Source organism: Pseudomonas sp. NPDC012596, assembly GCF_042902325.1.
In the GTDB taxonomy this organism is placed as follows: Bacteria; Pseudomonadota; Gammaproteobacteria; order Pseudomonadales; family Pseudomonadaceae; genus Aquipseudomonas.
This window is the reverse complement of record NZ_JBIBEB010000009.1, coordinates 85,228-112,142: the sequence shown is the minus strand read 5'-3', so window position 1 is coordinate 112,142 and position 26,915 is coordinate 85,228. Positions and strand designations below refer to the sequence as shown.

Here is a 26,915-nt window from a genome sequence, read left to right as displayed (position 1 = left end):
TGCAAGGCAGCTCTCACACTGACCGGACCGCACTGCCATTTTTGTCAGGTGTGATAATCGTCGGGGCCTGATACAAACGCTCAACACCGCACAGGCGTAATTGCAAGGGGCATTCCCAATGCACACCATGATGCTTGGCCAATGTGTCTACACCCCTTATGGCTACTCAGTGGCAGGCAAAGGCCGGATTGGTTTCAATGGCGAATGCCGGGACCCGGTTTTCGGGTTTTACCAGCTCGGCAACGGCTACCGCATATACTGCCCGACGCAGGCAAGATTCTGCAGCCCAGATAATTTGAGCCCGTTTGGAAGAGGCGGCATCAATGCATACGCCTACTGTAAGGGAGACCCTATCAACAGGGTGGACCGTGACGGGCATTCTCCTTGGGAAGTGCTCAAGGCCATAGGCATCACAATCAAGCGCATAGTCACCACGGGCGAGGTGCCCTATGAGCAATTCTCGCCGACTCGCAAGCGAGTGCACGATGAGATCGATACATCAACGGTATATGGCAGAACCGTTTTTGGGATAAACGGCGGTCTGGGTGCACATGGCGACACCAACCTTCCAGCCTGGAAAGGTGACAGCTATATCAGAAGATCGCAAAGCAACGACCGCTTGAGTGCTGGCTCCCCCCTCACACTGCCCTCTCGGCCTTTGAGGAAGAGCATGAGCGAATCAAGCATGTTCTTCGAAACAGTCCCCGAATGGTTTGAAGTTGCAAAGGAGGCTTACAGCAGTGGCTCAAGCGAACAAGTAGGGGCTGCAATCGTAGGCATGGCCGCAAACGCTGCGGGCGCGATAGCTGTGTCACCCCATGACCATTCGCCCTATAAAACGGGGAAGGTGTTTCTTTATCCAGGTGATAAAATGCCGAATATCCGAAATAAAAAAAGCCCGCCAGTGTGAGAGCGGGCCAAAGGACCTACGAAGATTCTTCTAGCGACCAACTAGCTTCCACGATAGGTCGAATAGCTGTACGGCGAAATCAGCAGCGGCACGTGGTAGTGCTCCTGCGCCTCGTCGATGCCAAAGCGCAGCACGACAACATCCAGAAACGCCTGGGCCGGCAACTGCACGCCACGGGCGCGATAGTAATCACCAGCGCTGAACTGCAACTGGTAAACACCGGTGCGGTAGTCGTCACCCTGCAGCAGCGGCGCGTCGACGCGGCCATCGCTGTTGGTCAGGGCGGTGTTCACCAACTCCAGCTGCTGGCCTTCGACGCGGTACAGCTCGACCTTGATCGAGCTGCCCGGGCAGCCATGCGCGGCATCCAGTACGTGTGTGGTCAAACGTCCCATTGCGTGTCGCCTCTTGTTCAATCTGTGGGCAAAAAATACTCAGCCATCGCACCAGCATAGCGCCTGCGGCAGGCGGGAATGACGCCATTAAGACATTCCATCGCTAGATTGTACACAATTTTTTGAACCTATCCGTCGCACCCAGCATTTCCTGCCCATAAACGACCCACCGGTCGCAAATACAGGCCCTGTAGCGAGGCAAACGTAATTAGCTGACCAATCAGGCAGGTTTCTTGCACTGTATTCCCAGGTCGCTGCGCGGCGACAAAAGGGAAGAAATGCGGAAAAACAGGCTTACAAAAGATTTCAGAAGTTGTATACAATCAGCCCATCCGGTGGTGCGACATACCGACGCGGCCCGCCCACCACCCGCACTAACGCACAAGAAGGAAGACTGCAGTGAGCGCTGACTACCCTCGCGACCTGATCGGTTACGGCAACAACCCTCCTCACCCGCAATGGCCGGGCAACGCTCGCATCGCGCTGTCTTTCGTCCTCAATTACGAGGAAGGCGGCGAACGCAACATCCTGCACGGTGACAAAGAGTCCGAAGCCTTCTTGTCCGAGATGGTCGCTGCCCAGCCGCTGCAGGGCCAGCGCAACATGAGCATGGAGTCGCTGTACGAGTACGGCAGCCGCGCCGGTGTGTGGCGCCTGCTGAAGCTGTTCAAGGACAGCGGCGTCCCCCTCACCGTGTTCGCCGTGGCCATGGCCGCACAGCGCCACCCGGATGTGATCCGCGCCATGGTCGAAGCCGGCCATGAAATCTGCAGCCACGGCTACCGCTGGATCGACTACCAGAACATGGACGAGGCCCAGGAGCGCGAGCATATGCTCGAGGCCATCCGCATCCTCACCGAACTGACCGGCGAGCGCCCGGTAGGCTGGTACACCGGCCGCACCGGCCCGAACACCCGCCGTCTGGTCATGGAGGAAGGCGGCTTCCTCTATGACAGCGACACCTACGACGACGACCTGCCCTACTGGGAGCCGAACAACCCGACCGGCAAGCCGCACCTGGTGATCCCGTACACCCTCGACACCAACGACATGCGCTTCACCCAGGTGCAGGGCTTCAACTGCGGCGAGCAGTTCTTCCAGTACCTCAAAGACGCCTTCGACGTGCTGTACGAAGAAGGCGCCGAGGCACCGAAAATGCTCTCCATCGGCCTGCACTGCCGCCTGGTCGGCCGCCCGGCGCGCCTGGCCGCGCTGAAGCGCTTCGTCGACTATGCCAAGAGCCACGACCAGGTCTGGTTCGCCCGTCGAGCGGACATCGCCCGCCACTGGCACGCCACCCACCCGTACAAGAAAGAGAACGCCTGATGACCGCCTTCAAGACCCTCAAGCCATCGACCCTGGACCGTGACGCCTTCGTCAAGGCCTTCGCTGATATCTACGAGCACTCGCCGTGGGTCGCCGAAAAAGCCTATGACCTCGGTCAACTGGCCGAGCTGGACGAGATCGAGGCGCTGCACCAGCGCATGAGCGACATCCTGCTCAGCGCCAACCACGCAGACCAGCTGGCACTGATCAACGCTCACCCGGACCTGGCTGGCAAAGCCGCCGTGCAGGGCGAGCTGACCGAATCGAGCACCAACGAGCAGGCCGGCGCCGGTATCCACCAGTGCACCGCCGAAGAGTTCGCCCGTTTCACCGAGCTGAACGATGCCTACAAGGCCAAGTTCCAGTTCCCGTTCATCATGGCGGTCAAGGGCAGCAACCGGCACCAGATCCTCGCCGCTTTCGAAAAACGCATTCACAACGACGCGGATGCCGAGTTCAAGGAAGCCCTGGCGCAGATCAACCTGATCGCCCTGTTCCGCTTGCTGCAGCTGTAATCGCCACAGCAACGAAAGAGCCTTATCCAGAATAACGAACATAGAAGAGATAACCGCATGCGCACCCTGATGATCGAGCCCCTGACCAAAGAAGCCTTCGCCGCCTTCGGTGACGTTATCGAAACCGATGGCAGTGACCACTTCATGATCAACAATGGCTCGACCATGCGCTTTCACAAGCTCGCCACGGTCGAGACCGCCGAGCCTGAAGACAATGCGATCATCAGCATCTTCCGCGCCGACGCGCAGGACATGCCGCTGACCGTGCGCATGCTGGAACGCCATCCGCTGGGCAGCCAGGCTTTCATCCCGCTGCTCGGCAACCCCTTTCTGATCGTGGTCGCGCCGGTTGGCGATGCACCTGTATCAGGCTTGGTCCGTGCCTTCCGCAGTAATGGCAGGCAGGGCGTCAATTACCATCGCGGCGTTTGGCACCACCCGGTGCTTACGATCGAAAAGCGGGATGATTTCCTGGTGGTTGATCGCAGTGGTTCTGGCAACAACTGCGATGAGCATTACTTCACCGAGGAACAGATGCTGATCCTCAATCCCCACCAATAAGAAAAGGTCGGTCATCGTTTGGTGACTGGCAGAGGTACATACTGTGGAAGCACACCTTCACGAATGGCTGAACCTGAGCATTCGCTGGGTTCACATGATCACCGGGGTCGCCTGGATCGGTGCATCGTTCTACTTCGTCTGGCTGGAAAACAACCTGAACCGGAGCAATCCGCGTGACGGGCTGTCGGGTGACCTCTGGGCCATCCACGGCGGTGGTATCTACCACCTCGAGAAGTACAAGCTGGCGCCACCGAAGATGCCCGAGAACCTGCACTGGTTCAAATGGGAAGCCTATTTCACCTGGATGTCCGGTATCGCCCTGCTGTGCGTAGTGTTCTACTGGAACCCGACCCTGTACCTGCTGGCCCCTGGCAGCACCCTGAGCGGTGCCGAGGGCGTGGCCATCGGTATCGGTTCGCTGGTGGCCGGCTGGTTCATCTACGACCTGCTCTGCGATTCGCCATTGGGCAAACGCCCGGCGCTGCTTGGCGGCGTGCTGTTCGTACTGATCATCGCCGCATGCTGGGGCTTCAGCCAAGTGTTCAGCGGCCGTGGCGCGTACCTGCACACTGGCGCCATCATCGGCACCATCATGGTCGGTAACGTGTTCCGCATCATCATGCCTGCCCAGCGCCAGCTGGTAGCCGCGATCGAAGCCAACACCACCCCGGACCCACGCCTGCCGGCCAAGGGCCTGCTGCGTTCGCGTCACAACAACTACTTCACCCTGCCGGTGCTGTTCATCATGATCAGCAACCACTTCCCGAGCACCTACGGTAGCCAGTACAACTGGCTGATCCTGGCCGGCATTGCAGTAGCTGCGGTACTGATCCGCCACTACTTCAACACCCGCCACGACAGCGCCAAGTACGCCTGGACCCTGCCTGTCGGCGCCCTGGCGATGATCTGCCTGGCTTACGTCACCGGCCCCAAGCCGATGGCTGTTGCACCAGAGCAGGCGGCGGCGAAGGTTGAGTACCAGCCACTGCCGGCGACCGCCGTGGGCGGCAAGACCGCTGCCGAGCAGCGCGCCGAGGACGCTGCCAAGGCAGCTCAAGCCCCAGCAGCAACCGAGGCCCCGGCCCAGGCTACTGCCCAGGCAGGCGGCGATGCCTTCGACAAGATCCACACTGTCATCCAGGAACGCTGCACCGTGTGCCACTCGTCCAAACCGACCAGCCCACTGTTCAGCGCCGCCCCTGCCGGCGTGATGTTCGACACCCCGCAACAGATCCAGGCCCAGGCCGCGCGCATTCAGGCGCAAGCGGTTGCCAGCCAGATCATGCCGCTGGGCAACATCACCCAGATGACCGCCGAAGAGCGCAAGCTCGTCGGTGACTGGATCGCCAAAGGCGCTCAAGTCAACTGATACACCTCTCCTGCCGGGCGTCCGCGCGCCCTGGCAGGGGCGGCCTTGCGCCGCAAAAAGGGCCGGCACTGCCGGCCCGAATTACAAGCAACACGCAACAAGCAAGCATCGAGCGCCCAGGCCAATCGCCTGGCGCTTGGATCCGAGAATAAAAACAAAACTCGAGGTGCTGCATGTCCGAGTCACGCAAGGCGTACATTCCTGTTGCGCCGCCGCGAGAGCCTCTGCCCCTGTTCCAACTGATCCTGGTTGGCCTGCAACACGTTCTGCTGATGTACGGAGGGGCGATTGCCGTGCCTTTGATCATTGGCCAGGCTGCCGGATTGTCCCGTGAAGAAGTCGCTTTCCTGATCAACGCCGACCTGCTGGTCGCAGGCGTCGCCACCATCATCCAGTCGTTCGGTATCGGCCCGGTAGGGATCCGCATGCCGGTGATGATGGGCGCCAGTTTCGCTGCCGTCGGCAGCATGGTGGCCATGGCTGGCATGCCTGGCGTGGGCCTGCAGGGGATATTCGGGGCGACCATCGCCGCCGGGTTCTTCGGCATGCTGATCGCGCCGTTCATGTCCAAGGTCGTACGCTTCTTCCCGCCGCTGGTCACCGGCACCGTCATTACCTCGATCGGCCTTTCGCTGTTCCCGGTTGCGGTCAACTGGGCCGGTGGCGGCCATGAGGCAGAAGCCTTCGGCTCGCCGATCTACCTGATGGTGGCGGGCCTGGTGCTGGCCGTGATCCTGCTGATCAACCGCTTCATGCGTGGCTTCTGGGTCAACGTGTCGGTGCTGATGGGCATGGGCCTGGGCTACATCCTGGCGGGTTCCATCGGCATGGTTGACCTGTCCGGCCTGAACGAAGCACCGTGGCTGCAAGTGGTCACCCCACTGCACTTCGGCATGCCGACCTTCAGCCTGGCACCGATCCTGTCGATGTGCCTGGTGGTGGTGATCATCTTCGTCGAGTCCACCGGCATGTTCCTCGCCCTGGGCAAGGTGACCGATCGTGAAGTCACCCCTGGCATGCTGCGCCGTGGCCTGCTGTGCGACGCCGGTGCGTCGTTCATTGCCGGGTTCTTCAACACCTTCACCCACTCCTCCTTTGCGCAGAACATCGGCCTGGTGCAGATGACCGGGGTACGTTGCCGCTTCGTCACCATCGTGGCCGGCGGGCTGCTGATCCTGCTCAGCCTGCTGCCCAAGGCCGCCTTCCTGATTGCCTCGATCCCGCCTGCGGTTCTGGGCGGCGCGTCCATTGCCATGTTCGGCATGGTCACCGCCACCGGGATCAAGATCCTCCAGGAAGCGGACATCGGCGACCGTCGCAACCAGCTGCTGGTTGCGGTCAGTGTGGGCTTCGGCCTGATCCCTGTAGTGCGCCCGGAGTTCTTCGCGCAGATGCCGCAGTGGATGGAACCCATCACCCACAGTGGCATTGCCATGGCCACGGTCAGTGCCTTGGTGCTGAACGTGCTGTTCAACATCCTCGGTGGCGCTGATCGCGCGGCGCATAACGACGCCTGCCACCAGCACTGAGTTGCAGGGCGGCGCAATGTCGCCCTTTCTTGTCTTTCGCAACAACCGCTGTGCCGTCGGCCCGCCGGAATGGGCTGCCCGGGGCGCCTGCGCGCCGAAAACACCGCCAACAAAAACAATAAGTCCGGGAATCACAACATGAAGCGCATCGCATCAAGCCTGTTGCTGGGCAGCAGCCTGCTGGCCACCCTCCCCGCGCACGCAGGCGAATGGCTGCTGTGGCATGGCGAAAGCCTGACCTATCTGTACGGCAAGGACTTCAAGGTCAACCCTGATATCCAGCAGACCATCACGTTCGAGCACGCCAACAAATGGAAGTACGGCGACACCTTCCTGTTTGTCGACAAGATCTTCTACAACGGCAAGCCCGATGCCAGCAAAGGCGTGACCACCTACTACGGTGAATTCAGCCCGCGCCTGTCGTTCGGCAAGATCTTTGACCAGAAGCTGGCCTTCGGCCCGGTCAAGGACGTACTGCTGGCCATGACCTACGAGCGCGGCGAAGGCGACAACGAGGCCTACCTGATCGGCCCCGGCTTCGACCTGGACATTCCCGGCTTCAACTATTTCACCCTGAACTTCTACCTACGCAACACAGAGGGCGGCCGCCCCGGTGACGATGTCTGGCAGATCACGCCCGGCTGGTCCTACACCATCCCCGTCGGCCGGTCGGACATTCTGATCGACGGCTACATGGACTGGGTACCCGACAACGACCAGAACCGCCGCGGCACCTACCACGCCAACCTGCACTTCAACCCACAGGTCAAATACGACTTGGGCAAGGCGCTGAACCTGGGCGCCAAACAGCTGTATGTCGGCTTCGAATACAGCTACTGGAAGGACAAATATGGCATCGACAGCCGCGGCAATCTGGAGAGCAACCAGAGCGTTGCCAGCGCACTGATCAAGGTGCATTTCTGAAAACCTGATCAAACGCCCAAGTTTGATTCACTGTGCTCCAGGACAGAGCACTTGAGGCCCGGCGCGCAAGCCAGTAATCTGCGCGCCCCCTCGATCAGGGCAGGACGGATCCTGCCCGCGTTTACTGACCGCTCAGTCAATGAATTCGGGCGGTTAGCCAACGTGTTGCCAGCCTGAAATACCCATTTTCAACCGTTCGGAACGAGTCGAGCAGGAAGGTTGTAGCTAACCCGGGAAAGTTGGCGCAGCTCTTGCCAAATAGCTGTGGCCTATCGAAAAAAGCTGACTCAAAAGACAAAAACAGCGCCAACACCGAGCGCTGACAACAGATCAATCAAGGGAGCGACATCTGCAATGCGTACCATCAACAGCCTGATTCTCGCGGGCGGCCTGCTGGCCTGCGGCACCACCTATGCCGACGACCTGCTGCAGTGGCAGAACAACAGCCTGACCTACCTGTGGGGCAAGAACTTCAAGGTCAACCCGGCAATCCAGCAAACCGTGACCTTCGAGCACGCCGATGGCTGGAAGTACGGCGACAACTTCATCTTCGTCGACAAGATTTTCTACAACGGCAAGAAGGACGCCGGTAACGGCGACAACACCTACTACGGCGAGATCAGCCCGCGCTTGTCGTTCGGCAAGATCTTCGACCAGAAGCTGGCCTTCGGCCCGGTCAAGGACGTGCTGCTGGCGATGACCTACGAGTTCGGCGAAGGTGATACCGAGTCCTACCTGATCGGCCCGGGCTTCGACCTGGATATCCCAGGCTTCGACTACTTCCAGCTGAACTTCTACCAGCGCACCACCGATGGCAGCCGCGCCGGTGACAATGTCTGGCAGATCACCCCGGTGTGGTCCTACACCATCCCTGTAGGCTCGTCCGACATCCTCATCGACGGCTTCATGGACTGGGTGGTCGACAACGACGAGAACCGCCGTGGCGAATACCACGCCAACCTGCACTTCAACCCGCAGGTCAAATATGACCTGGGCAAGGCGTTGCACCTGGGTGACAAGCAGCTGTACGTGGGTTTCGAGTATGACTACTGGAAGAACAAGTACGGGATCAAGGATTCCGACGGGTTCACCACCGACCAAAACACGGCGAGCTTCCTGGTCAAGGTTCACTTCTGATAGCGGGGCTGCTCTGCAGCCCATCGCCGGCAAGCCGGCTCCTACAGAGATAGCGCCGCGCCTGAGATAGGTGGGGTACCTGTGGGAGCCGGCTTGCCGGCGATCCGGGGCTTGCCCCGGCCATACGCATCAAGTGGCTGGCTTTACCGCCCGCCACAGCTTGCCGGCCAGCGCTACGACAGCAAGCACCGCGGCACCCGCAACAATCCCCACACCGCCGTTGAGCAACGCCCCGGTCAGCGCCCCGCCCCGCCCTTCACTGAACCCCTCGATGGCATGATGCAGCGGCGCAACCCCGTGCACCAGAATCCCGCCACCGACCAAAAACATCGCCGCAGTGCCGATCACCGACAGGCTCTTCATCATGTACGGCGCGGCCCGCAGGATGCCGTTACCCACCGCTTGGGCCACCCTGGAAGCCTTCTGGGTCATCCACAAGCCCAGGTCATCGAGCTTGACGATACCGCCTACCAGCCCATACACACCCACGGTCATGACAATGGCGATGCCCGACAGCACGATGATCTGCTGGGTCAGCGGCGCGTCGGCCACCGTGCCCAAGGTAATGGCGATGATTTCGGCCGAGAGGATGAAGTCGGTGCGCACCGCGCCCTTGATCTTGGTTTTCTCATAAGCCACAAGGTCAATGTTCGGGTCTGCCACCGCCTCACTGTGCGAGCTGTGCTGCTCGGCGTCTTCCTCCTTGCTATGCAGGAACTTGTGCGCGAGCTTTTCAAAGCCCTCGAAACACAGGTACGCGCCACCGATCATCAGCAACGGGGTCACTGCCCAAGGGATGAACGCGCTGATCAGCAGCGCCGCCGGCACCAGGATCGCCTTGTTGACGAACGAGCCCTTGGCCACCGCCCACACCACCGGGATCTCACGCTCGGCACGCACGCCGGTTACCTGCTGGGCATTGAGCGCCAGGTCGTCGCCCAGCACGCCCGCGGTTTTCTTCGCCGCGACCTTGGTCATCAGCGAAACGTCATCGAGCACCGTGGCGATGTCGTCGATCAGTACCAGTAGACTGCTTCCTGCCATGTTTGCCTGTTTCCCGTGAAGTGAGTGGGCCGGAGTCTAGCCGAAAGTCGCTGCCTTGAGCGCCCCTCGGGCCCGGTGCTACCATGCCCGATCCCTCTTAGAGGTGGCCAGACACGAGGAAGATCCCTGACCATGAGCACCATTCGCGAGCGCAACAAGGAACTGATCCTGCGCGCGGCCAGCGAGGAATTCGCCGACAAGGGCTTCGCCGCCACCAAGACCAGCGATATCGCGGCCAAGGCCGGCCTGCCCAAGCCCAACGTGTACTACTACTTCAAATCCAAGGACAACCTTTACCGCGAGGTCCTGGAGAGCATCATCGCTCCGATCATGCAGGCATCTACGCCGTTCAATGCCGACGGTGACCCCAAAGAAGTATTGAGTGCGTACATCCGCTCGAAAATCCGCATCTCGCGCGACTTGCCCCATGCCTCCAAGGTTTTCGCCAGCGAGATCATGCACGGCGCACCGCACCTTTCGCCCAACCAGGTGGAGCAGCTCAACGAGCAGGCACGCCATAACATCGAATGTATCCAGCGCTGGATCGAGCGCGGGCAAATTGCCAAGGTCGATGCGCACCATCTGATGTTCAGCATCTGGGCGGCGACCCAGACCTATGCGGATTTCGACTGGCAGATTTCCGTGATCACCGGCAAGGCCAAGCTGGCCGACAGTGATTATGAAGCAGCAGCCGAGACCATCATTCGGCTGGTCCTCAAGGGCTGTGAGCCCGAGGCCGCCTGACAGGGCCAAGGGGCTGCTCTGCAGCCCTATCGCCGGCAAGCCAGCTCCCACAGGCACGCCACACTATTTGGTAACGGTGGTGTACCTGTGGGAGCCGGCTTGCCGGCGGTGAGGCCAATACAGCCTATAGAGATTCAGGCCGCTACACCCGCATCCGCCTTCAACCCCACCTCTTCGATCGCACTGATCGCACACTGCTCGTCGATATCCGACGTATCCCCGCTGATCCCCACCGCACCCAGCACTTTACCGTCCTGATCGCGAACCAGCACGCCACCCGGCGCTGGCACCACCGGCCGCTCACCCAAACCATTCAACGCCGCGAAAAACGCCGGCCGCTGCTGCGCATCCAGCGCCAGCAGACGCGAGCCCTTGCCCAGGGCAATCGCCCCCCAGGCCTTGCCTGTGGCCACTTCAGGGCGAATCAGGCTAGCGCCGTCTTCGCGCTGTAAAGCCAGCACATGCCCACCGGCATCCAGCACCACCACCGTCAACGGCGCGGCATTGATCTTGCGGCCTGCCGCCAGTGCGGCGTTTACCAGGCTGACAGCGACTTTGAGGTTCAAAACGTTCATGGAAAGGTCCTCTTCTTGTTGTGAGAAGCCCTGAGGGCAGTTGAAAATCGATCAACCAAATAGAACACAACTGCAATCACTTTTGTATACAATAAATTGAAACGATCGTATGCGATGACGCAAATCGCCGTTTTCCTGGGCGCTCGGACGAAAGCAACCTCCCCCGATGAAAACCCATTGACCTGAACCGCCAGGCGTGAATACACTCTGGCACAAAGCAAGTTGTATACAATTACAAAATCGATGAGGCACAACCCATGAGCAAAATGAGAGCAATCGATGCAGCCGTTCTGGTCATGCGCCGTGAAGGTGTAGATACCGCGTTCGGCATCCCAGGGGCTGCCATCAACCCGTTGTACTCGGCCCTGAAGAAAGTCGGTGGCATCGATCACGTCCTCGCTCGTCACGTTGAAGGCGCCTCGCACATGGCCGAGGGTTACACCCGCGCCAACCCGGGCAACATCGGCGTGTGCATCGGCACCTCCGGCCCAGCCGGCACCGACATGGTCACCGGCCTGTACAGTGCATCGGCCGACTCCATCCCGATTCTCTGCATCACCGGCCAGGCCCCGCGTGCACGCCTGCACAAGGAAGACTTCCAGGCGGTCGATATCACCAGCATCGTCAAGCCGGTGACCAAGTGGGCGACCACCGTTCTGGAGCCAGGCCAGGTGCCTTACGCCTTCCAGAAGGCCTTCTATGAAATGCGCACCGGCCGCCCAGGCCCTGTGCTGATCGACCTGCCATTCGACGTGCAGATGGCCGAAATCGAATTCGATATCGACGCCTACGAGCCGCTGGCCGTCAACAAGCCGTCCGCTACCCGCGTGCAGGCTGAAAAAGCCCTGGCCCTGCTCAACGACGCCGAGCGCCCACTGCTGGTGGCCGGTGGCGGCATCATCAACGCCGACGCCAGCGACAAGCTGGTCGAGTTCGCCGAACTGACCGGCGTACCGGTTATCCCGACCCTGATGGGCTGGGGCACCATCCCGGACGACCACGAACTGATGGTCGGCATGGTCGGCCTGCAGACTTCGCACCGCTATGGCAACGCCACCCTGCTGAAATCCGACCTGGTGTTCGGTATCGGTAACCGCTGGGCCAACCGCCACACCGGTTCGGTTGATGTCTACACCGAAGGCCGCAAGTTCGTGCACGTCGACATCGAACCGACCCAGATCGGCCGCGTGTTCACCCCGGACCTGGGTATCGTTTCGGACGCTGGCAAGGCGCTGGACGTGTTCCTCGAAGTGGCCCGCGAGTGGAAAGCCGCCGGCAAGCTGAAGTGCCGCAAGGCGTGGCTGCAAGACTGCCAGGAACGCAAGTCGAGCCTGCAGCGCAAGACCCACTTCGACAACGTGCCGGTCAAGCCGCAGCGTGTGTACGAAGAAATGAACCAAGTGTTCGGCAAGGACACCACCTACGTCAGCACCATCGGCCTGTCGCAGATCGCCGGTGCGCAGTTCCTGCACGTGTACAAGCCACGTCACTGGATCAACTGCGGCCAGGCCGGCCCGCTGGGCTGGACCATCCCTGCAGCGCTGGGTGTGGTCAAGGCCGACCCGAAACGCAAGGTCGTGGCACTGTCGGGTGACTACGACTTCCAGTTCATGATCGAAGAACTGGCCGTGGGCGCGCAGTTCAACCTGCCGTATGTCCACGTACTGGTGAACAACGCCTACCTGGGCCTGATCCGCCAGGCGCAGCGTGGCTTCGACATGGATTACTGTGTACAACTGGCGTTCGAGAACATCAACTCCACCGACGCCGCCACCTACGGTGTCGACCACGTCGCCGTGGTCGAAGGCCTGGGCTGTAAAGCCATCCGTGTGTTCGAGCCAGGCCAGATCGCCCCTGCCCTGCTCAAGGCACAGAAAATGGCCGAAGAGTTCCGCGTGCCGGTGGTGGTCGAAGTGATTCTCGAGCGTGTGACCAACATTTCCATGGGCACCGAGATCAACGCGGTCAACGAGTTCGAAGACCTGGCCCTGGTCGGTAACGACGCGCCAACCGCCATCTCGCTGCTGGACTGATCGCCTGACGCCCCCAGGCATGCCCTGGGGGCCTTCATCGCAAGGAGACAACTCATGCCTCGCTTCGCTGCCAACCTGTCCATGCTGTTCACCGAACAGGACTTCCTGGCCCGCTTCAAGGCTGCCGCCGATGCTGGTTTCAGCGGCGTCGAATACCTCTTCCCGTATGACTTCAGCGCGGCTGAAATCAAACAGCAGCTCGATGCGCACGGCCTGACCCAAGTGCTGTTCAACCTGCCGGCCGGCGACTGGGCCAAAGGCGAGCGTGGCATCACCTGCCACCCCGACCGCGTGGAAGAGTTCCGCGCCGGTGTCGACAAGGCCATCGAATACGCCAAGGTGCTGGGCAACACCCAGGTCAACGCCCTGGCCGGTGTCCGCCCGCAAGGCTTGCAGTGCGCTGACGTACGCAAGACCTTCGTCGACAACCTGAGGTTTGCCGCCGAAAAATTGAAAGCCGCAGGGATCCGCCTGGTCATGGAAATGATCAACACCCGCGACATCCCAGGCTTCTACCTGAACACCACCCAACAGGCGCTGGAAATCCAGGCCGAAGTCGGCAGTGACAACCTGTTCCTGCAGTACGACATCTACCACATGCAGATCATGGAAGGTGACCTGGCGCGCACCATGGAAGCCAACCTGCAGCTGATCAACCACATCCAGCTCGCCGACAACCCGGGCCGCAACGAACCGGGTACCGGCGAGATCAACTACCGCTTCCTGTTCGAGCACCTGGACCGTATCGGCTACCAGGGCTGGATTGGCGCGGAGTACAAGCCCAAGACCACCACCGAAGCCGGTCTGGGCTGGCTGAAAACCCATAACGCAATCTAAAGGCTAGAACACCGAACCTGTGGGAGCGGGCTTGCCCGCGAATGCAGTAGTGGCTTCACAGCCGCTTTCGCGGGCAAGCCCGCTCCCACAAGGTCCGGGTTGCACTTGAGATTCAATAATTACAAAGAGGCAAATTCTCATGGCTAAAATCGGTTTCCTCGGCACCGGCATCATGGGCAAACCCATGGCGCAGAACCTGCAAAAAGCAGGTCACAGCATCTTCGTTTCCACCCACCACGACGCCGCCCCGGCTGACCTGATCGCCGCTGGCGCAGTGGCTCTGGCCAACCCGAAAGAGGTTGCCCAGGAAGCCGAGTTCATCATTATCATGGTCCCGGACACCCCGCAGGTCGAAAGCGTCCTGTTCGGCGAAAACGGCGTGGCCGAAGGTGTAGGCCCGAACAAGGTGGTGATCGACATGAGCTCGATCTCGCCGACCGCTACCAAGGCCTTCGCCGAGAAGATCAAGGCCACTGGCGCCGCCTACCTGGACGCCCCGGTGTCCGGCGGCGAAGTCGGTGCCAAGGCCGCGACCCTGAGCATCATGGTCGGTGGCTGCCCGAAAGCCTTCGAGCGCGCCCTGCCGCTGTTCGAAGCCATGGGCAAGAACATCACCCGCGTCGGCGGCAACGGCGACGGCCAGACTGCCAAAGTAGCTAACCAGATCATCGTCGCCCTGAACATCCAGGCCGTCAGTGAAGCCCTGCTGTTCGCCGCCAAGAACGGCGCCGACCCTGCCAAGGTACGTGAAGCACTGATGGGCGGCTTCGCCTCGTCGAAAATCCTCGAAGTGCATGCCGAGCGCATGATCAAAGGCACCTTCGACCCAGGCTTCCGCATCAACCTGCACCAGAAGGACCTCAACCTGGCCCTGCAAGGCGCCAAGGAACTGGGCATCAACCTGCCCAACACCTCCAACGCCCAGCAAGTGTTCAGCACCTGCGTGGCACTGGGTGGCGGCAACTGGGACCACTCCGCGCTGATCAAAGGCCTGGAGCACATGGCCAACTTCTCGATCCGCGGCGAAGGCAAATAAGCTGAATTCGGGGGCTATTGCGCAGCCCCCGCACCGAGCAACACCCGCCCCTGGTTCGGCCTGCACGGAGGCAGTTCCAGGGGCGTTTTCGATTCTGCAGAACAACAATAATTGGGAGCCTGCCATGTCGGTCGATCCGCAAAAACTTCTCCGCGACCTGTTCGACACAGCCATCGCCGCCGCCCACCCACGCCAAGTCCTCGAACCCTACCTGCCCGCCGACCGTAGCGGCCGGGTCATCGTCATCGGCGCCGGCAAGGCCGCAGCCGCCATGGCCGAAGTGGTCGAAAAAAGCTGGCAGGGCGAAGTCTCCGGGCTGGTGGTCACCCGTTACGGTCATGGCGCCAACTGCCAGAAGATCGAAGTGGTCGAAGCCGCCCACCCGGTCCCTGATGCCGCCGGCCTGGCCGTGGCCAAGCGCGTGCTGGAACTGGTCAGCAACCTCAACGAAGACGACCGCGTCATCTTCCTGCTTTCCGGCGGTGGTTCCGCCCTGCTGGCGTTGCCAGCCGAAGGCCTGACCCTGGCCGACAAGCAACACATCAACAAGGCGCTGCTCAAGTCCGGCGCCACCATCGGCGAGATGAACTGCGTGCGCAAGCACCTCTCGGCGATCAAGGGCGGCCGCCTGGCCAAGGCCTGCTGGCCGGCCACCGTCTACACCTATGCCATTTCCGATGTGCCTGGCGACCTGGCCACAGTCATCGCATCCGGCCCCACCGTGGCCGACCCGAGCACCTCGGCTGACGCCCTGGCGATCCTCAAGCGCTACAACATCGAAGCGCCCAAGGCGGTCATCGACTGGCTCAACAACCCGGCCTCCGAAACCGTCAAGGCCGACGACCCGGCCCTGGCCCGCAGCCACTTCCAGCTGATCGCCAAGCCCCAGCAATCGCTCGAGGCGGCTGCAGTAAAGGCCCGCCAGGCCGGCTTCAGCCCGCTGATCCTCGGTGACCTGGAAGGCGAATCGCGCGAAGTGGCCAAAGTGCATGCCGGCATCGCCCGGCAGATCGTCCTGCACGGCCAGCCGCTCAAGGCGCCTTGCGTAATCCTGTCTGGCGGCGAAACCACCGTCACCGTGCGCGGCAATGGCCGTGGCGGGCGCAACGCCGAGTTTTTGCTCAGCCTCACCGAAAGCCTCAAGGGCCTGCCAGGCGTGTATGCCCTGGCCGGTGACACCGACGGCATCGACGGCTCGGAAGAGAACGCCGGCGCCTTCATGACGCCCTGCAGCTACGCCCGCGCCGAAGCCCTGGGCCTGTCGGCCAGCGATGAGCTGGACAACAACAACGGTTACGGCTACTTCGCCGCGCTTGATGCGCTGATCGTCACCGAACCGACCCGCACCAACGTCAACGACTTCCGCGCCATCCTGATCCTCGAGACTGCACAATCATGACGCCTGATAAAAAAGTCAAAATCCTCGCCACCCTCGGCCCTGCGATCAACGGCATCGATGACATCCGCCAGCTGGTCGAAGCCGGGGTAAACATCTTCCGCCTCAACTTCAGCCACGGCGAACACGCCGACCACGCCCTGCGCTACCAGTGGATCCGCGAAGTCGAGCAGCAGCTGAATTACCCGCTGGGCATTCTGATGGACCTGCAGGGGCCGAAACTGCGCGTTGGCCGCCTGGCCGAAGGCAAGGTGCAACTGCAGCGCGGCCAGTCACTGCGCCTGGACCTGGACGCGACGCCCGGCAACAACGAGCGGGTCAACCTGCCCCACCCGGAAATCATCGCCGCGCTGCAGCCTGGCATGGACCTGCTGGTGGACGACGGCCGCCTGCGCCTGCGGGTGACCGCCAAGCACGCCGACGCTATCGATACCACCGTGCTGAACGGCGGTGAGTTGTCCGACCGCAAGGGCGTCAACGTGCCGCAAGCGGTGCTGGACCTGTCCCCGCTTACCGAAAAAGACCGCCGAGACCTGGCCTTCGGCCTGGAGCTGGGCGTGGACTGGGTGGCACTGTCGTTCGTGCAGCGCCCGGAAGACATCCTTGAGGCGCGCCAGCTGATCGGCGACCGCGCCTACCTGATGGCCAAGATCGAGAAGCCATCGGCGGTCGAGCAGCTGCAGGCCATCGCCGAGCTGTCCGACGCCATCATGGTGGCGCGGGGCGATCTGGGCGTAGAGGTACCGGCCGAGAGCGTGCCGCACATCCAGAAAAGTATCATCGGCACCTGCCGCCAGCTGGGTAAACCGGTAGTGGTAGCCACGCAGATGCTCGAGTCGATGCGCTTCTCGCCGGCACCGACCCGCGCCGAAGTCACCGACGTGGCCAACGCAGTGGCCGAAGGTGCCGACGCGGTGATGCTGTCGGCCGAAACCGCCTCGGGTGACTACCCGCTGGAAGCCGTGCAGATGATGAGCAAGATCATCCGCCAGGTGGAAAACGGCCCGGACTACCAGGCCCAGCTCGACGTAAGCCGGCCGAAGGCTGAGGCCACCGTGTCGGACGCCATCAGCTGCGCGATCCGCCGTATCAGCGGCATTCTGCCGGTAGCCGTGCTGGTCAACTACAGCGAGTCGGGCGCCTCGACCCTGCGCGCTGCACGCGAGCGGCCACGCGCACCGATCCTCAACCTGACGCCAAACCTGATCACCGCCCGCCGCCTGAGCGTGGCCTGGGGCGTGCACTCGGTGGTCAACGACCGCCTGCGCCAGGTCGACGAAATCTGCTCGACCGCGCTGGAGATCGCCCAGGCACAAGGCATGGCCAGCCGTGGCGACACGCTGCTGATCACCGCCGGCGTGCCTTTCGGCAAGCCGGGTTCGACTAATACGCTGCGGATCGAGACCTTGGTCTGAGATTGTTGGGGGCGCTCTGCGCCCCTTTCGCCGGCAAGCCGGCTCCCACAGGTACTCTGCTGCTCTTGAAAGCGCCGCTGTACCTGTGGGAGCTGGCTTGCCAGCGAATGGAGGGCAAAGCCCTCCCCTTGCACCCATTACAAAGCCCTGCGGAAAACCGAGGCCCAAAGAGGCCCACCGCTCATCAATCAACCTTACCGACTGCCCATGTACAGCAAAAATTTCGTCAACCCGTGCCCCGACTGGGCCACGGCGCTGCTCAACGGTTTCAGCCAGGTGCTGCTGCTGCGCAACCCCCTGTGCGGCCTGTGCTGCCTACTGGCCATCCTGCTGACCGCTCCCAACCTGGTCGGCGGCGCCCTGCTCGGTGCCCTCGCCGGCCTGCTGACGGCCCAGCGCCGCGGCTACGACCGCGCCGACCGCCAGGCCGGGCTTTATTGCTACAACGGCGTACTGATCGGCATCCTGATCAGCGCGGTGTTGCCGTGGTCGGCAATCATGCCGCCGCTGATCATCGCGGCCGGCGGGCTGTCCAGCATCATCACCCACCAGTGGCGCAAGCGCGGCGGCAAGTTGCTGATCGCCTACACCGCGCCGTTCGTGCTGCTAGGCTGGGGCACTCTGCTGATCGCTGCCCCCTCGACGGCCATCTTTGCCGAGCCAGACCCGCTGTATGCCCTCGCGCGCGGTGTCGGCCAGATTTTCCTGCTTGATAATCCATTGGCCGGGCTGCTGATTATCGTCGGCATGTTCATTGCCAACCCCTATGCCGCCATGTGGGCCGTGATCGGCTCGGCCATCGGCGGCGGCGTGGCGTTGCTGGCTGAGCAGACACAGGCTGCCTGGATGGGGCTGTACGGGTTCAACGCGGCGCTGGCGGCGCTGGCGTTCAGCCGGCAAGGCGAACGGCCATGGGTCACCCTGATGGCCATAGCCCTGGCGCTTGTGCTCCAGCCGTTGTTCAAACTGCTGCCTGTCGCCGGGCTCACCGCGCCCTTCGTGGTAGCCTGCTGGCTGATGCACTTTGGCAATCATCTGGCGTCGCTCAATCAGCGCGGGAACGCGAGCCGCTTGCACAGCTGAAAGCCAGCCCCTAGGCTCAGCCCATCGCCCTATGGACCGAGCCCATGAACAACCCAGCGAGCCTGCGCGAACGGCTCTATATCATCGTCTTCCAGACCGACACCGTAGCCGGCCGACGCTTCGACAAGACCCTCCTGCTGATCATCCTGGCCAGCCTGGTCACGGTGATCCTCGACAGCATTGACGCTGTTCACCAGGGCTACGCAGGCCTTCTGGCTGGTATCGAATGGGGCTTCACCGCAATCTTCCTGGCCGAATACCTGACACGCCTGTACTGCTCGCCGAAGCCGCTGCGCTACGCATTCAGCTTCTACGGCCTGGTCGACCTGCTAGCGATCGTCCCGGGGGTCATCGCCATTTACTACAGCGACGCGCAGTACCTGCTGATCATCCGTGTCATCCGCATGCTGCGGATCTTCCGCGTGCTCAAGCTCGGCCAGTACCTCAAGCAGGCCAACTACCTGATGGCGGCGCTGCGCGGCAGCAAGCAGAAGATCATCGTCTTTCTGGTCACCGTTTCCACCTTGGTGACCGTGTTCGGCACCTTGATGTACGTCATCGAAGGCCCGGAGCACGGCTTCACCAGCATCCCAAAAGGCATCTACTGGGCGATTGTCACCCTGACCACAGTGGGTTTTGGCGATATAGTGCCGAAGACCCCGCTCGGCCAAGTGCTATCGTCGCTGGTGATGATCACCGGTTACTCGATCATCGCCGTGCCAACCGGGATTTTTACCGCAGAGCTGGCCAACGCCATGCGCGGGGAACAGTTGCAGCATGACTGCCCGACGTGCAGCAAGCAGAGCCATGAGCATGGTGCAGCGTTTTGCTCGCGCTGCGGGAATGCACTGTTTCCGAAGTTGTGATGCCGACTGTTACGGCCCCTATGCGGGCAACCCCACAGGTGCACTTGGCGGCTAAACGCCATGGGGGCCCTGCGGGATGCCGCGCGAATCGAAGACGGAGCCTTCCACCGAACATCGATTCGAGCTGTGGGCGAATGGCTCATCAATACCGATTAAGCGCGCGAAATGTCGTCGCAAGATGGCCATTTGATCAAGAACTTCTTACTGCTGGCATAGCATTCGGCATAACGGGTTCAAACAGCACATAACCATCATTTTTTAACATCGCATCAAGATAAAGAATGCGCTCACTTCCAACCTCGATCGTTATGTCACCGAGCCTGAAATATCTTTTCTGCTCAAAATGGCTATCGCGAGTAAGGCTTGTCGAGACGTCAGTCAACTTCCCATCTGCTACATGAGCTTTAAATGCCTCATGAAACTCACCATCAAAGCGCCTAGATATCGACACCTCCCCATGTGCATACTTCACAATTGCCTTGACAACCCCCTTGGATATACCAACATTTTTTGCAAATTCAGTTGAACCAGTTTTACGCCCAGGCATCAACATCTTCATGAAACTTTTACCTGAAGGATCGAGCCTGTTTATCGGATCACCCACGCAATAACAGTATGTGTTAACTCCACCCTCCCCAAACGGGCTCAACGCGTCTGGACTGAGAAATCGCATCAATGCAGGGCTATAAAAGCGATGTCCCTGGCCCAGACCGTACGCTTGCAAAATCTCGTTTTTCCATTCGCCATTGAACCCCAATGACACGTCAGGCCGAGCCCATAGCCCCCCGTAAGCTGTATACGACAGCGGCGGCTGCTTCATAACCTTTTTGCCGAGAAAATTTCCCTCAGGCGACGGTTCGCTTTTATGTCTCATGCCAGATCGCTCATAGTCAGAATCCCTGCCCAGAATCTGCGATAGCCCACCCTTTTCAGCAACTGGCAGTTTTACTAGGCCCCATATGAATATGTCCTGTAGGAGCTGGCTTGCCGGCGATCGGCTGCGAAGCAGTCGTAAGTCCGGTATCTGCGCAGTGCCAGACAGAGTGCGGATTCAGCATTTACGACTGCTTCGCAGCCGATCGCCGGCAAGCCAGCTCCTACAGTGACTGCGGTACACAAAATTTTGTGCAGAGCCTCGGGCCGCCCAGATAACCGTGTTCCAGGCTACCTTGGTTACCGTATTCCCGAGGGTATCCACAGAGCAGGCGCTGCCTCCATGAAAAGCGCCCACGCAGGCAGCGGGAATAACCAAAGCGTTTTTTGTTCTTTAAACAGCTGCAGGGCACCCGCTATAGTCGCTGGCACTCTGCCCATAACTGTTCAAGAACAAGGAAGCATCGTGAAAAAACTCTTCAGCGCCTCGCTGCTCGCCGCAGGCCTTGCCTTGGGCAACCTCGCCCAGGCTGCCCCAACCCTGCTCAACGTTTCCTACGATGTGATGCGCGACTTCTACAAGGACTACAACTCGGCGTTCCAGAAGCACTGGGAAGCCGAGCACAACGAGAAGGTCAACGTGCAGATGTCCTTCGGCGGTTCGAGCAAGCAAGCGCGTGCGGTGATCGATGGCCTGCCAGCCGATGTCATCACCATGAACATGGCCACCGACATCAACGCCTTGGCCGACAACGGCAAGCTGGTGCCGGACGACTGGGTGACGCGCCTGCCGAACAACAGCGCGCCGTTCACCTCGGCCACCGTGTTCATTGTGCGCAAGGGCAACCCCAAGGCGCTGAAGGACTGGCCTGACTTGCTCAAGGAGGGCGTGCAGGTGATCGTGCCCAACCCGAAAACCTCGGGTAACGGCCGCTACACCTACCTCTCGGCATGGGGCTATGTGCTCAAGCAAGGCGGCGACGAGGCCAAGGCCCGTGATTTCGTCGGCAAGCTGTTCAAGCAGGCGCCGGTGCTGGATACCGGTGGCCGCGCCGCCACCACCACCTTCATGACCAACCAGATCGGCGATGTGCTGGTAACGTTCGAGAACGAAGCCGAGATGATCGCCCGCGAGTTCGGCCGCGACCAGTTCGAAGTGATCTACCCAAGCGTATCGGCCGAAGCCGAGCCGCCGGTGAGCGTGGTCGACAAGGTCGTGGCCAAGAAGGGCACCCAGGCCGTGGCCGAGGAATACCTGCAGTACCTGTGGTCGCCGGCAGCCCAGGAAATCGCCGCGCAGAACTACCTGCGCCCGCGCGATGCAACCGTGCTGGCCAAGTACACCGACCGCTTCCCGAAAGTCGACTTCTTGTCGGTTGAGAAGACCTTTGGTGACTGGCGCACCGTACAGAAAACCCACTTCAATGACGGTGGCGTGTTCGACCAGATCTATACCGGCCAGTAATCGATGCAGGCAGTACCGGCCCTATCGCCGGCAAGCCGGCTCCCACTCTATGCGTTGCACGGGCCCTGTGGGAGCGGCGGTGCGGCGACCCGACTTGCCCCGCGAAGAGGCCTGTACTGCCAACACACCACATCGAACTTTTTACCCCCATCACCCATCAGTTCCTTGAGTAACCCTGCACCGCTCATCCCGGCCCAAGGAGTACTCCAGTGCTGCGCTACCTCTCAACCCTGCTGCTCGGCTGCCTGCTGAGCACCCACCTGCTTGCCGCAGACCCCGCCCCCGCCGAAGAACAACCCGCCGAACCGGAACCGGTCCTGCAAGGTGGCTTGCTAGGTGCCCTGGCCGACGGCCTGGACAGTGCGGCCCAGGAGCTGGACCTCGACGCCCATCTGGTCGACGCCTGGCGCCTGCGCACCGACCGCGCCGCCAAGGAAATGGAACGCCTGGTCGATCGCCACTCGGCCAGTGATTCGCTGCAACTGGCTGGCAACTTCATCCTGCTGACGCTGACCTGGGCCGCGAGCTTCGCCGTGCTGACCAGTCTCGGCCGCTGGTGCAGCAAGCGCGCCACGGCCACACCCTGGCTGCGCCAGCGTCAACGCGCCAGCAGCCTGCTCGGCTACCTGCTGCCGTATACCTTGCCCGCGCTGGCCAGCCTGCCCTTGACGCTTTACGTCAGCCGTTTTCTCGACCCATCAATCGCTCGCGCCCTGGGGCTGAGCCTGGCCTACGCCACCAGCAGCGGCCTGTTCTCCACCTCGATCATCCTGTGCCTGGTCACCGTGTTCGATGCCGGCCACAAGCGCCCCGCCGTGGCCGTGATCAAGCGCCTGGCGCCGCGACCGCTGTTTCTCATCGGCTTTCTGGCGGCCTGGAGCGATGCCTTGACCAGCCCGCAGATCGCCCGCCAACTGGGCGGCAATATCACTGCCAGCGTCGCGGTGTTCACCGGCCTTGCCGCGACGATCATCTTTGCCAGCCTGGTGATCCGCCTGCGCCGCCCGGTGGCGCACCTGATCCGTAACCGCGCCTTCAAGGACCGCGTGCAACACCGCGCCGTCCAGGAAACCCTGCGGATCTTTTCGGTCGTGTGGTACTTGCCGATCCTGCTGATGATCCTGGTCTCGGCCATCCACCTGATCGGTGCCGGCGAAGAAAGCCAGAAGGCCCTGCAGAACGCGCTGCTGACGACGGTATTGCTGGTCAGCACGGTGTTTCTCAGCACTTTGTTGCAACACCTGCTGGCACCGCGCGAAGCCGACCCCGGGCAACGGGTGCGGCCCTACAAGGAGCTGCTGCGCAGTCTCGCCCACGCACTGCTGCGCATTGCCATGGCGGTGGCCTTCATCGAGCTGCTGGGGCGCATCTGGGGCGTCTCGGTGATCGGCTTCGCGTTGAGCAACAGCCTGGGGCAGGCCATCAGCAACTCGCTGTCGAGCATCGGCCTGATCCTGCTGGTCACCTGGCTGCTGTGGGTGGTGCTCGACACCGCCATCCAGGAGGCCCTCAAACCTCCAGCCGGCCGGCGCGCCGCGCGCCAGCCCAGTACCCGGGTGCGGACCATCCTGCCCATGCTGCGCAACGCCATCAAGGTCATCCTGGTGGTCATCTGCACCATCACCACCATGGCCAACCTGGGCATCAATGTCGCGCCCCTGCTGGCCGGTGCCGGGGTGATCGGCCTGGCCATCGGTTTTGGCTCCCAGCAACTGGTGCAGGATGTGATCACCGGGCTGTTCATCCTGATCGAAGACACCATCTCGATCGGCGACTGGGTCGTGCTCGACTCCGGCCACGCCGGCACCGTCGAGAGCCTGACCATCCGCACCTTGCGCCTGCGCGATGGCAAGGGCTTCGTGCACTCGGTACCGTTCGGGCAGATCAAGGCGGTCACCAACCAGTCACGGCAATTCGCCTACGCGTTCTTCTCGGTGCAGTTCACCTATGACAGCGATGTGGATGAATCGCTGGCGTTGATCCATGAGGTGGGGCAGTCGATCAGCGACGACCCCATGCTGCGCATCAACCTGCAGGGGCCACTGCAGGTGTTCGGGGTGGACCGCATGGACTTGAACGGGTTTGTGCTGACGGCGCAGTTCCGCACTATTTCCGGCGGTCAGTATGCGGTGAGCCGGGCGTTCAACGAGCGGCTTAAAAAGCGTGTGGACCAGACCGAGAATGTGTTTTTTGCTCAGGTGTATCCGCTGCCGGTGCGTGGAGTTACAGCTTGATGCAGGCAGGTCCGGCCTATCGCCGGCGAGCCGGCTCCCACAGGGTTATGCAGCACCGCAGTAAATGTGCGAGCCGGGCGATGGGGCCAGTGTGACCAGCATCAAACCTGGCGGAATACCAAAGCCTTCAAGCCACCCGCCGGGTCCGCATCAGGAAACTCCGGCGGGTTTTCCAATCGCTCGATGAAGGCCAACGTTGGCGCCTGCTCCGCCATCCCCTCGATCAGAAACTCTGGCCCAATGCCCGGATCATTTACACACGCCAGCACCGTCCCCCCCTCGCTCAACAATTCCGGCAACCGGCGCAAGATCTTCGCGTAATCCTGGGTCAGCACGAAACTGCCCTTCTGGAAGGTCGGTGGGTCGATGATGATCAGGTCATACGGCCCATACTTGCGCACCTTGCCCCACGACTTGAACAGCTCATGGCCCAGGTACGCCACCCGCGAGGCGTCGTGGCCATTGAGCCGATGGTTGTCGCGGCCACGCGACAGTGCCGACTTGGCCATGTCCAGGTTGACCACCTGTTCGGCGCCGCCCGCGATGGCAGCCACCGAAAAACCACAGGTATAGGCAAACAGGTTGAGCACCCGCTTGCCCGCTGCCTGCTCGCGCACCCAGCGCCGGCCATAGCGCATGTCCAGGAACAGGCCGTTGTTCTGCCGCACGCCGAGGTCGAGCAGGTAGGTCAGGCCATCTTCGATCACCTCGCGCTGCTGGCATGGTTCGCCCCACAGCCACTGGCCCGGGCTGTCCGGCAGGTAGCGGTGCTGAATGAGGATAGCCTGGCCACCCCATTGCGGGCGCTCGGCCAGGTTACGCAGCATGGCCTCCAGCTCCGCCAGCTGACCTTGCGGCGGTTCGCGAAACAGCGCCACCGACAACACGCCCTGCAGCCAGTCGACGGTGACCTGCTCCAGCCCCGGCCAGCAGCGGCCGCGGCCATGGAACAGGCGCCGGGTTTCCTGCGGGGCGGGGTCGAGGGCGGTGAGCAGATGCTGTTCGAGGGTTTGGATCGGCGAAGTCATGGCGGGTCGCAAGCAGGTAAAAGGGAGCATTCTACCCTTTGGCTGCGAGTTGCGCCGAACGGAACCACCAACCCTGCTGCATCCCCGCCGCTGCCAGCAGGATCAACACCACGCCGAGCCACTGCAATGGCACCAGTCGGTGGCCGAACGCCACCCAGTCGACCAGAATCGCAGCAATCGGGTAGATGAACGACAGCGCACCGGTCAGCGCTGTGGGCAGCCGCTGGATGGCGCTGTACAGCAGCACGTACATCAACCCGGTGTGGACCATGCCCAGGGTCAACAGGCTGGCCAGTGCTGACGGCTCGCCAGGCAGCCCGCCAAGCTTGACCCAAGGCGCCAGCAACAGCACGCCGGTGGCTACCTGGACCAAGGCAATCAGGTGCGGGGGCGTGCCTTTCAGGCGCTTGATGATGAGTGCGGCGATGGCATACAAGAGCGCCGCGCCCAGGGCCAGGCCAATACCCAGCAAATAGTCCTCGCCGCTGCCCTGCCCCGCACCATGGGCGCTGACGATCGCCAACATGCCGAGGAAGGCCACGCTCAACCAGGTGACCTTGGCCGCCGTGATCTTCTCGCCCAGAAAGATCGCCGCCAGCCCCACCAGCATGAACGGCTGAACGTTGTACACCGCCGTACCGATGGCAATCGATGCCCGCGAATAAGAGGCGAACAGCAACACCCAGTTGCCGACGATGGCTACACCGCTGACGATGGCCAACAGGAAGGCAGTACGGCTGACCATGCCCGGCTTGAGGAAACCGAAGGCGGCGCAGATCACCAGCAACGTGTCAGTACCGAACACGCAGCGCCAGAACACCACCTCCAGCACCGGCTGCCCGGACACCAGCACGAACCAGCCGATAGTTCCAGAAATCAACATGGCAGCCACCATTTCCAGCGAGCCGCGGCGCAAAGAACTGTCCATCCCACACCTCCCATTGACGATGGCCACAGTATGCAAGGGGTTCGCAGCAGCCTTCCAGCGGATAACCAAGGCCATTTTCCGAACTAGCCTTTACTATCAAGGCAAATCTCTGGTTCTACCTGACGAGGCGAAGATGACCGATACGATAGACCAATTGCTGATCAATGCCTTGATGGAAGATTCTCGCCGCTCGCTCAAAGCGCTGGCGCAGATTAGCGGGCTGTCGGCCCCCAGCGTCAGCGAGCGCCTGCGCCGCCTGGAGGAACGCGGTGTGCTGCGCGGTTACACCGTGGATGTCGACCCCCGCAGTTTCGGCTACCAACTGCAGGCCATCGTGCGTATTCGCCCGTTGCCTGGGCAATTGCAGGAGGTGGAACGGCAAATCGTCGCCATCCCGGAATTCACCGAGTGCGACAAGGTAACGGGCGAGGACTGCTTCATCGCCCGCCTGCATGTGCGCTCAATGGAGCAGCTCGACACGCTGCTCGACCGCATCAATGTACTGGCCGAAACCAACACGGCGATCATCAAGAAAAGCCCGGTCAAGCGGCGCCTGCCACCTATGGACGGAGGGCCAAGAAAACCTGACTAATTTTTGTACACACGAATGTCACCATAGGTGCCATTTTTGTGTGCATAAGTGCTAGCAATGCCCCAATACGTTACACCACTTCCGCAACTAATTTTGACCA

General features: G+C 61.5%; 25 protein-coding genes and 1 pseudogene. 19 read left to right on the top strand and 7 right to left on the bottom strand.

Going from position 1 to position 26,915, the window contains the following annotated elements; translation table 11 throughout:
• The first annotated feature begins 118 nt into the window (after nt 1-118).
• Nucleotides 119-910: an RHS repeat-associated core domain-containing protein gene (locus ACFY68_RS13285; RefSeq protein WP_387527803.1), complete on the top strand. Its 792-nt coding sequence runs from the start codon at nt 119-121 to the stop codon at nt 908-910.
• Nucleotides 911-951: 41 nt separating this feature from the next.
• Here ACFY68_RS13285 and uraH read toward each other — a convergent pair whose 3' ends face one another.
• Nucleotides 952-1,305, bottom strand: a complete 354-nt coding sequence (gene uraH, locus ACFY68_RS13280) for a hydroxyisourate hydrolase (RefSeq protein ID WP_198749790.1) — start codon at nt 1,303-1,305, stop codon at nt 952-954.
• A gap of 399 nt (nt 1,306-1,704) precedes the next feature.
• On the opposite strand from uraH, the gene puuE reads away from it, so the two are divergent.
• From puuE to ACFY68_RS13245, 7 genes are all read left to right on the top strand, one after another.
• The gene (gene puuE / locus ACFY68_RS13275) at nt 1,705-2,631 is read left to right on the top strand and encodes an allantoinase PuuE (protein WP_346614050.1); all 927 of its coding nucleotides are present in this window, start codon (nt 1,705-1,707) and stop codon (nt 2,629-2,631) included.
• Nucleotides 2,631-3,146, top strand: a complete 516-nt coding sequence (uraD, locus tag ACFY68_RS13270) for a 2-oxo-4-hydroxy-4-carboxy-5-ureidoimidazoline decarboxylase (RefSeq protein ID WP_387527798.1) — start codon at nt 2,631-2,633, stop codon at nt 3,144-3,146. Before puuE ends, uraD begins: the two co-directional genes overlap by 1 nt.
• 57 nt (nt 3,147-3,203) lie before the next feature.
• Nucleotides 3,204-3,707 (top strand): ureidoglycolate lyase, encoded by a 504-nt coding sequence (locus ACFY68_RS13265; protein WP_346614048.1) that lies wholly within the window; start codon nt 3,204-3,206, stop codon nt 3,705-3,707.
• A gap of 43 nt (nt 3,708-3,750) precedes the next feature.
• Nucleotides 3,751-5,076 carry a urate hydroxylase PuuD gene (locus ACFY68_RS13260; protein WP_387527795.1) on the top strand — a complete coding sequence of 442 codons (1,326 nt, stop codon included), beginning with the start codon at nt 3,751-3,753 and terminating at the stop codon, nt 5,074-5,076.
• A 173-nt stretch (nt 5,077-5,249) separates the two neighbouring features.
• Nucleotides 5,250-6,605 carry a nucleobase:cation symporter-2 family protein gene (locus ACFY68_RS13255; protein WP_387527792.1) on the top strand — a complete coding sequence of 452 codons (1,356 nt, stop codon included), beginning with the start codon at nt 5,250-5,252 and terminating at the stop codon, nt 6,603-6,605.
• 138 nt (nt 6,606-6,743) lie between these two features.
• Entirely contained in the window at nt 6,744-7,529 is a 786-nt protein-coding gene (locus tag ACFY68_RS13250) for an outer membrane protein OmpK (RefSeq protein WP_387527790.1), read from the top strand.
• A 354-nt stretch (nt 7,530-7,883) separates the two neighbouring features.
• Entirely contained in the window at nt 7,884-8,666 is a 783-nt protein-coding gene (locus ACFY68_RS13245) for an outer membrane protein OmpK (RefSeq protein WP_346614044.1), read from the top strand.
• Nucleotides 8,667-8,795: 129 nt separating this feature from the next.
• On the opposite strand, the gene ACFY68_RS13240 is transcribed toward ACFY68_RS13245, so the two are convergent.
• Entirely contained in the window at nt 8,796-9,710 is a 915-nt protein-coding gene (locus tag ACFY68_RS13240) for a DUF808 domain-containing protein (protein WP_387527786.1), read from the bottom strand.
• 132 nt (nt 9,711-9,842) lie between these two features.
• On the opposite strand from ACFY68_RS13240, the gene ACFY68_RS13235 reads away from it, so the two are divergent.
• Nucleotides 9,843-10,454 carry a TetR/AcrR family transcriptional regulator gene (locus ACFY68_RS13235; protein ID WP_346614042.1) on the top strand — a complete coding sequence of 204 codons (612 nt, stop codon included), beginning with the start codon at nt 9,843-9,845 and terminating at the stop codon, nt 10,452-10,454.
• Between the two features lie 134 nt (nt 10,455-10,588).
• Here the strand turns inward: ACFY68_RS13235 and ACFY68_RS13230 are convergent, their stop codons facing one another.
• On the bottom strand, nt 10,589-11,029 hold the full coding sequence (locus tag ACFY68_RS13230) for a heme-binding protein (protein WP_346614041.1): 441 nt from the start codon (nt 11,027-11,029) through the stop codon (nt 10,589-10,591).
• Nucleotides 11,030-11,286: 257 nt separating this feature from the next.
• Between ACFY68_RS13230 and gcl the strand changes: the two genes are divergently transcribed.
• From gcl to ACFY68_RS13195, 7 genes are all read left to right on the top strand, one after another.
• On the top strand, nt 11,287-13,062 hold the full coding sequence (gene gcl / locus ACFY68_RS13225; protein WP_346614040.1) for a glyoxylate carboligase: 1,776 nt from the start codon (nt 11,287-11,289) through the stop codon (nt 13,060-13,062).
• Nucleotides 13,063-13,116: 54 nt separating this feature from the next.
• Nucleotides 13,117-13,899: a hydroxypyruvate isomerase gene (hyi, locus tag ACFY68_RS13220; RefSeq protein ID WP_387527782.1), complete on the top strand. Its 783-nt coding sequence runs from the start codon at nt 13,117-13,119 to the stop codon at nt 13,897-13,899.
• A gap of 139 nt (nt 13,900-14,038) precedes the next feature.
• Nucleotides 14,039-14,935 carry a 2-hydroxy-3-oxopropionate reductase gene (locus ACFY68_RS13215; RefSeq protein ID WP_387527779.1) on the top strand — a complete coding sequence of 299 codons (897 nt, stop codon included), beginning with the start codon at nt 14,039-14,041 and terminating at the stop codon, nt 14,933-14,935.
• A gap of 124 nt (nt 14,936-15,059) precedes the next feature.
• Nucleotides 15,060-16,334: a glycerate kinase gene (locus ACFY68_RS13210; RefSeq protein ID WP_387527776.1), complete on the top strand. Its 1,275-nt coding sequence runs from the start codon at nt 15,060-15,062 to the stop codon at nt 16,332-16,334.
• Complete coding sequence (gene pyk, locus ACFY68_RS13205; RefSeq protein WP_387527773.1) at nt 16,331-17,746, top strand: pyruvate kinase; 1,416 nt, start codon at nt 16,331-16,333, stop codon at nt 17,744-17,746. Before ACFY68_RS13210 ends, pyk begins: the two co-directional genes overlap by 4 nt.
• A 207-nt stretch (nt 17,747-17,953) precedes the next feature.
• Nucleotides 17,954-18,829, top strand: a complete 876-nt coding sequence (locus ACFY68_RS13200) for an urea transporter (RefSeq protein WP_387527770.1) — start codon at nt 17,954-17,956, stop codon at nt 18,827-18,829.
• A gap of 44 nt (nt 18,830-18,873) precedes the next feature.
• A complete protein-coding gene (locus tag ACFY68_RS13195; RefSeq protein WP_387527767.1) occupies nt 18,874-19,695 on the top strand; it encodes an ion transporter in 822 nt (273 codons plus the stop codon).
• 190 nt (nt 19,696-19,885) lie between these two features.
• On the opposite strand, the gene ACFY68_RS13190 is transcribed toward ACFY68_RS13195, so the two are convergent.
• Complete coding sequence (locus tag ACFY68_RS13190; protein WP_387527991.1) at nt 19,886-20,254, bottom strand: hypothetical protein; 369 nt, start codon at nt 20,252-20,254, stop codon at nt 19,886-19,888.
• A 69-nt stretch (nt 20,255-20,323) separates the two neighbouring features.
• Nucleotides 20,324-20,515, bottom strand: a pseudogene (locus ACFY68_RS13185) (RHS repeat-associated core domain-containing protein); the annotation flags it as partial.
• Between the two features lie 519 nt (nt 20,516-21,034).
• Between ACFY68_RS13185 and ACFY68_RS13180 the strand changes: the two are divergent.
• Both ACFY68_RS13180 and ACFY68_RS13175 read left to right on the top strand, forming a co-directional pair.
• Entirely contained in the window at nt 21,035-22,033 is a 999-nt protein-coding gene (locus tag ACFY68_RS13180; RefSeq protein ID WP_387527764.1) for a sulfate ABC transporter substrate-binding protein, read from the top strand.
• Nucleotides 22,034-22,242: 209 nt separating this feature from the next.
• The gene (locus ACFY68_RS13175; RefSeq protein ID WP_387527761.1) at nt 22,243-24,267 is read left to right on the top strand and encodes a mechanosensitive ion channel family protein; all 2,025 of its coding nucleotides are present in this window, start codon (nt 22,243-22,245) and stop codon (nt 24,265-24,267) included.
• 101 nt (nt 24,268-24,368) lie between these two features.
• Here the strand turns inward: ACFY68_RS13175 and ACFY68_RS13170 are convergent, their stop codons facing one another.
• The gene (locus tag ACFY68_RS13170) at nt 24,369-25,295 is read right to left on the bottom strand and encodes a class I SAM-dependent methyltransferase (RefSeq protein WP_387527758.1); all 927 of its coding nucleotides are present in this window, start codon (nt 25,293-25,295) and stop codon (nt 24,369-24,371) included.
• A 31-nt stretch (nt 25,296-25,326) separates the two neighbouring features.
• Nucleotides 25,327-26,223, bottom strand: a complete 897-nt coding sequence (locus ACFY68_RS13165) for a DMT family transporter (protein WP_387527755.1) — start codon at nt 26,221-26,223, stop codon at nt 25,327-25,329.
• Nucleotides 26,224-26,356: 133 nt separating this feature from the next.
• Here ACFY68_RS13165 and ACFY68_RS13160 point away from each other — a divergent pair, with 133 nt between their 5' ends.
• Nucleotides 26,357-26,815: an Lrp/AsnC family transcriptional regulator gene (locus tag ACFY68_RS13160; protein ID WP_387527752.1), complete on the top strand. Its 459-nt coding sequence runs from the start codon at nt 26,357-26,359 to the stop codon at nt 26,813-26,815.
• Nucleotides 26,816-26,915 lie beyond the last annotated feature (100 nt).

Coding starts and splice junctions, on each gene's coding strand:
- ACFY68_RS13285 (WP_387527803.1), top strand. CDS start 119: ATGCACACCATGATGCTTGGCCAATGTGTCTACACCCCTTATGGCTAC.
- uraH (WP_198749790.1), bottom strand. CDS start 1,305: ATGGGACGTTTGACCACACACGTACTGGATGCCGCGCATGGCTGCCCG.
- uraD (WP_387527798.1), top strand. CDS start 2,631: ATGACCGCCTTCAAGACCCTCAAGCCATCGACCCTGGACCGTGACGCC.
- ACFY68_RS13265 (WP_346614048.1), top strand. CDS start 3,204: ATGCGCACCCTGATGATCGAGCCCCTGACCAAAGAAGCCTTCGCCGCC.
- ACFY68_RS13255 (WP_387527792.1), top strand. CDS start 5,250: ATGTCCGAGTCACGCAAGGCGTACATTCCTGTTGCGCCGCCGCGAGAG.
- ACFY68_RS13250 (WP_387527790.1), top strand. CDS start 6,744: ATGAAGCGCATCGCATCAAGCCTGTTGCTGGGCAGCAGCCTGCTGGCC.
- ACFY68_RS13245 (WP_346614044.1), top strand. CDS start 7,884: ATGCGTACCATCAACAGCCTGATTCTCGCGGGCGGCCTGCTGGCCTGC.
- ACFY68_RS13240 (WP_387527786.1), bottom strand. CDS start 9,710: ATGGCAGGAAGCAGTCTACTGGTACTGATCGACGACATCGCCACGGTG.
- ACFY68_RS13235 (WP_346614042.1), top strand. CDS start 9,843: ATGAGCACCATTCGCGAGCGCAACAAGGAACTGATCCTGCGCGCGGCC.
- ACFY68_RS13230 (WP_346614041.1), bottom strand. CDS start 11,029: ATGAACGTTTTGAACCTCAAAGTCGCTGTCAGCCTGGTAAACGCCGCA.
- gcl (WP_346614040.1), top strand. CDS start 11,287: ATGAGCAAAATGAGAGCAATCGATGCAGCCGTTCTGGTCATGCGCCGT.
- hyi (WP_387527782.1), top strand. CDS start 13,117: ATGCCTCGCTTCGCTGCCAACCTGTCCATGCTGTTCACCGAACAGGAC.
- ACFY68_RS13215 (WP_387527779.1), top strand. CDS start 14,039: ATGGCTAAAATCGGTTTCCTCGGCACCGGCATCATGGGCAAACCCATG.
- ACFY68_RS13210 (WP_387527776.1), top strand. CDS start 15,060: ATGTCGGTCGATCCGCAAAAACTTCTCCGCGACCTGTTCGACACAGCC.
- pyk (WP_387527773.1), top strand. CDS start 16,331: ATGACGCCTGATAAAAAAGTCAAAATCCTCGCCACCCTCGGCCCTGCG.
- ACFY68_RS13200 (WP_387527770.1), top strand. CDS start 17,954: ATGTACAGCAAAAATTTCGTCAACCCGTGCCCCGACTGGGCCACGGCG.
- ACFY68_RS13195 (WP_387527767.1), top strand. CDS start 18,874: ATGAACAACCCAGCGAGCCTGCGCGAACGGCTCTATATCATCGTCTTC.
- ACFY68_RS13190 (WP_387527991.1), bottom strand. CDS start 20,254: ATGAAGATGTTGATGCCTGGGCGTAAAACTGGTTCAACTGAATTTGCA.
- ACFY68_RS13170 (WP_387527758.1), bottom strand. CDS start 25,295: ATGACTTCGCCGATCCAAACCCTCGAACAGCATCTGCTCACCGCCCTC.
- ACFY68_RS13165 (WP_387527755.1), bottom strand. CDS start 26,223: ATGGACAGTTCTTTGCGCCGCGGCTCGCTGGAAATGGTGGCTGCCATG.
- ACFY68_RS13160 (WP_387527752.1), top strand. CDS start 26,357: ATGACCGATACGATAGACCAATTGCTGATCAATGCCTTGATGGAAGAT.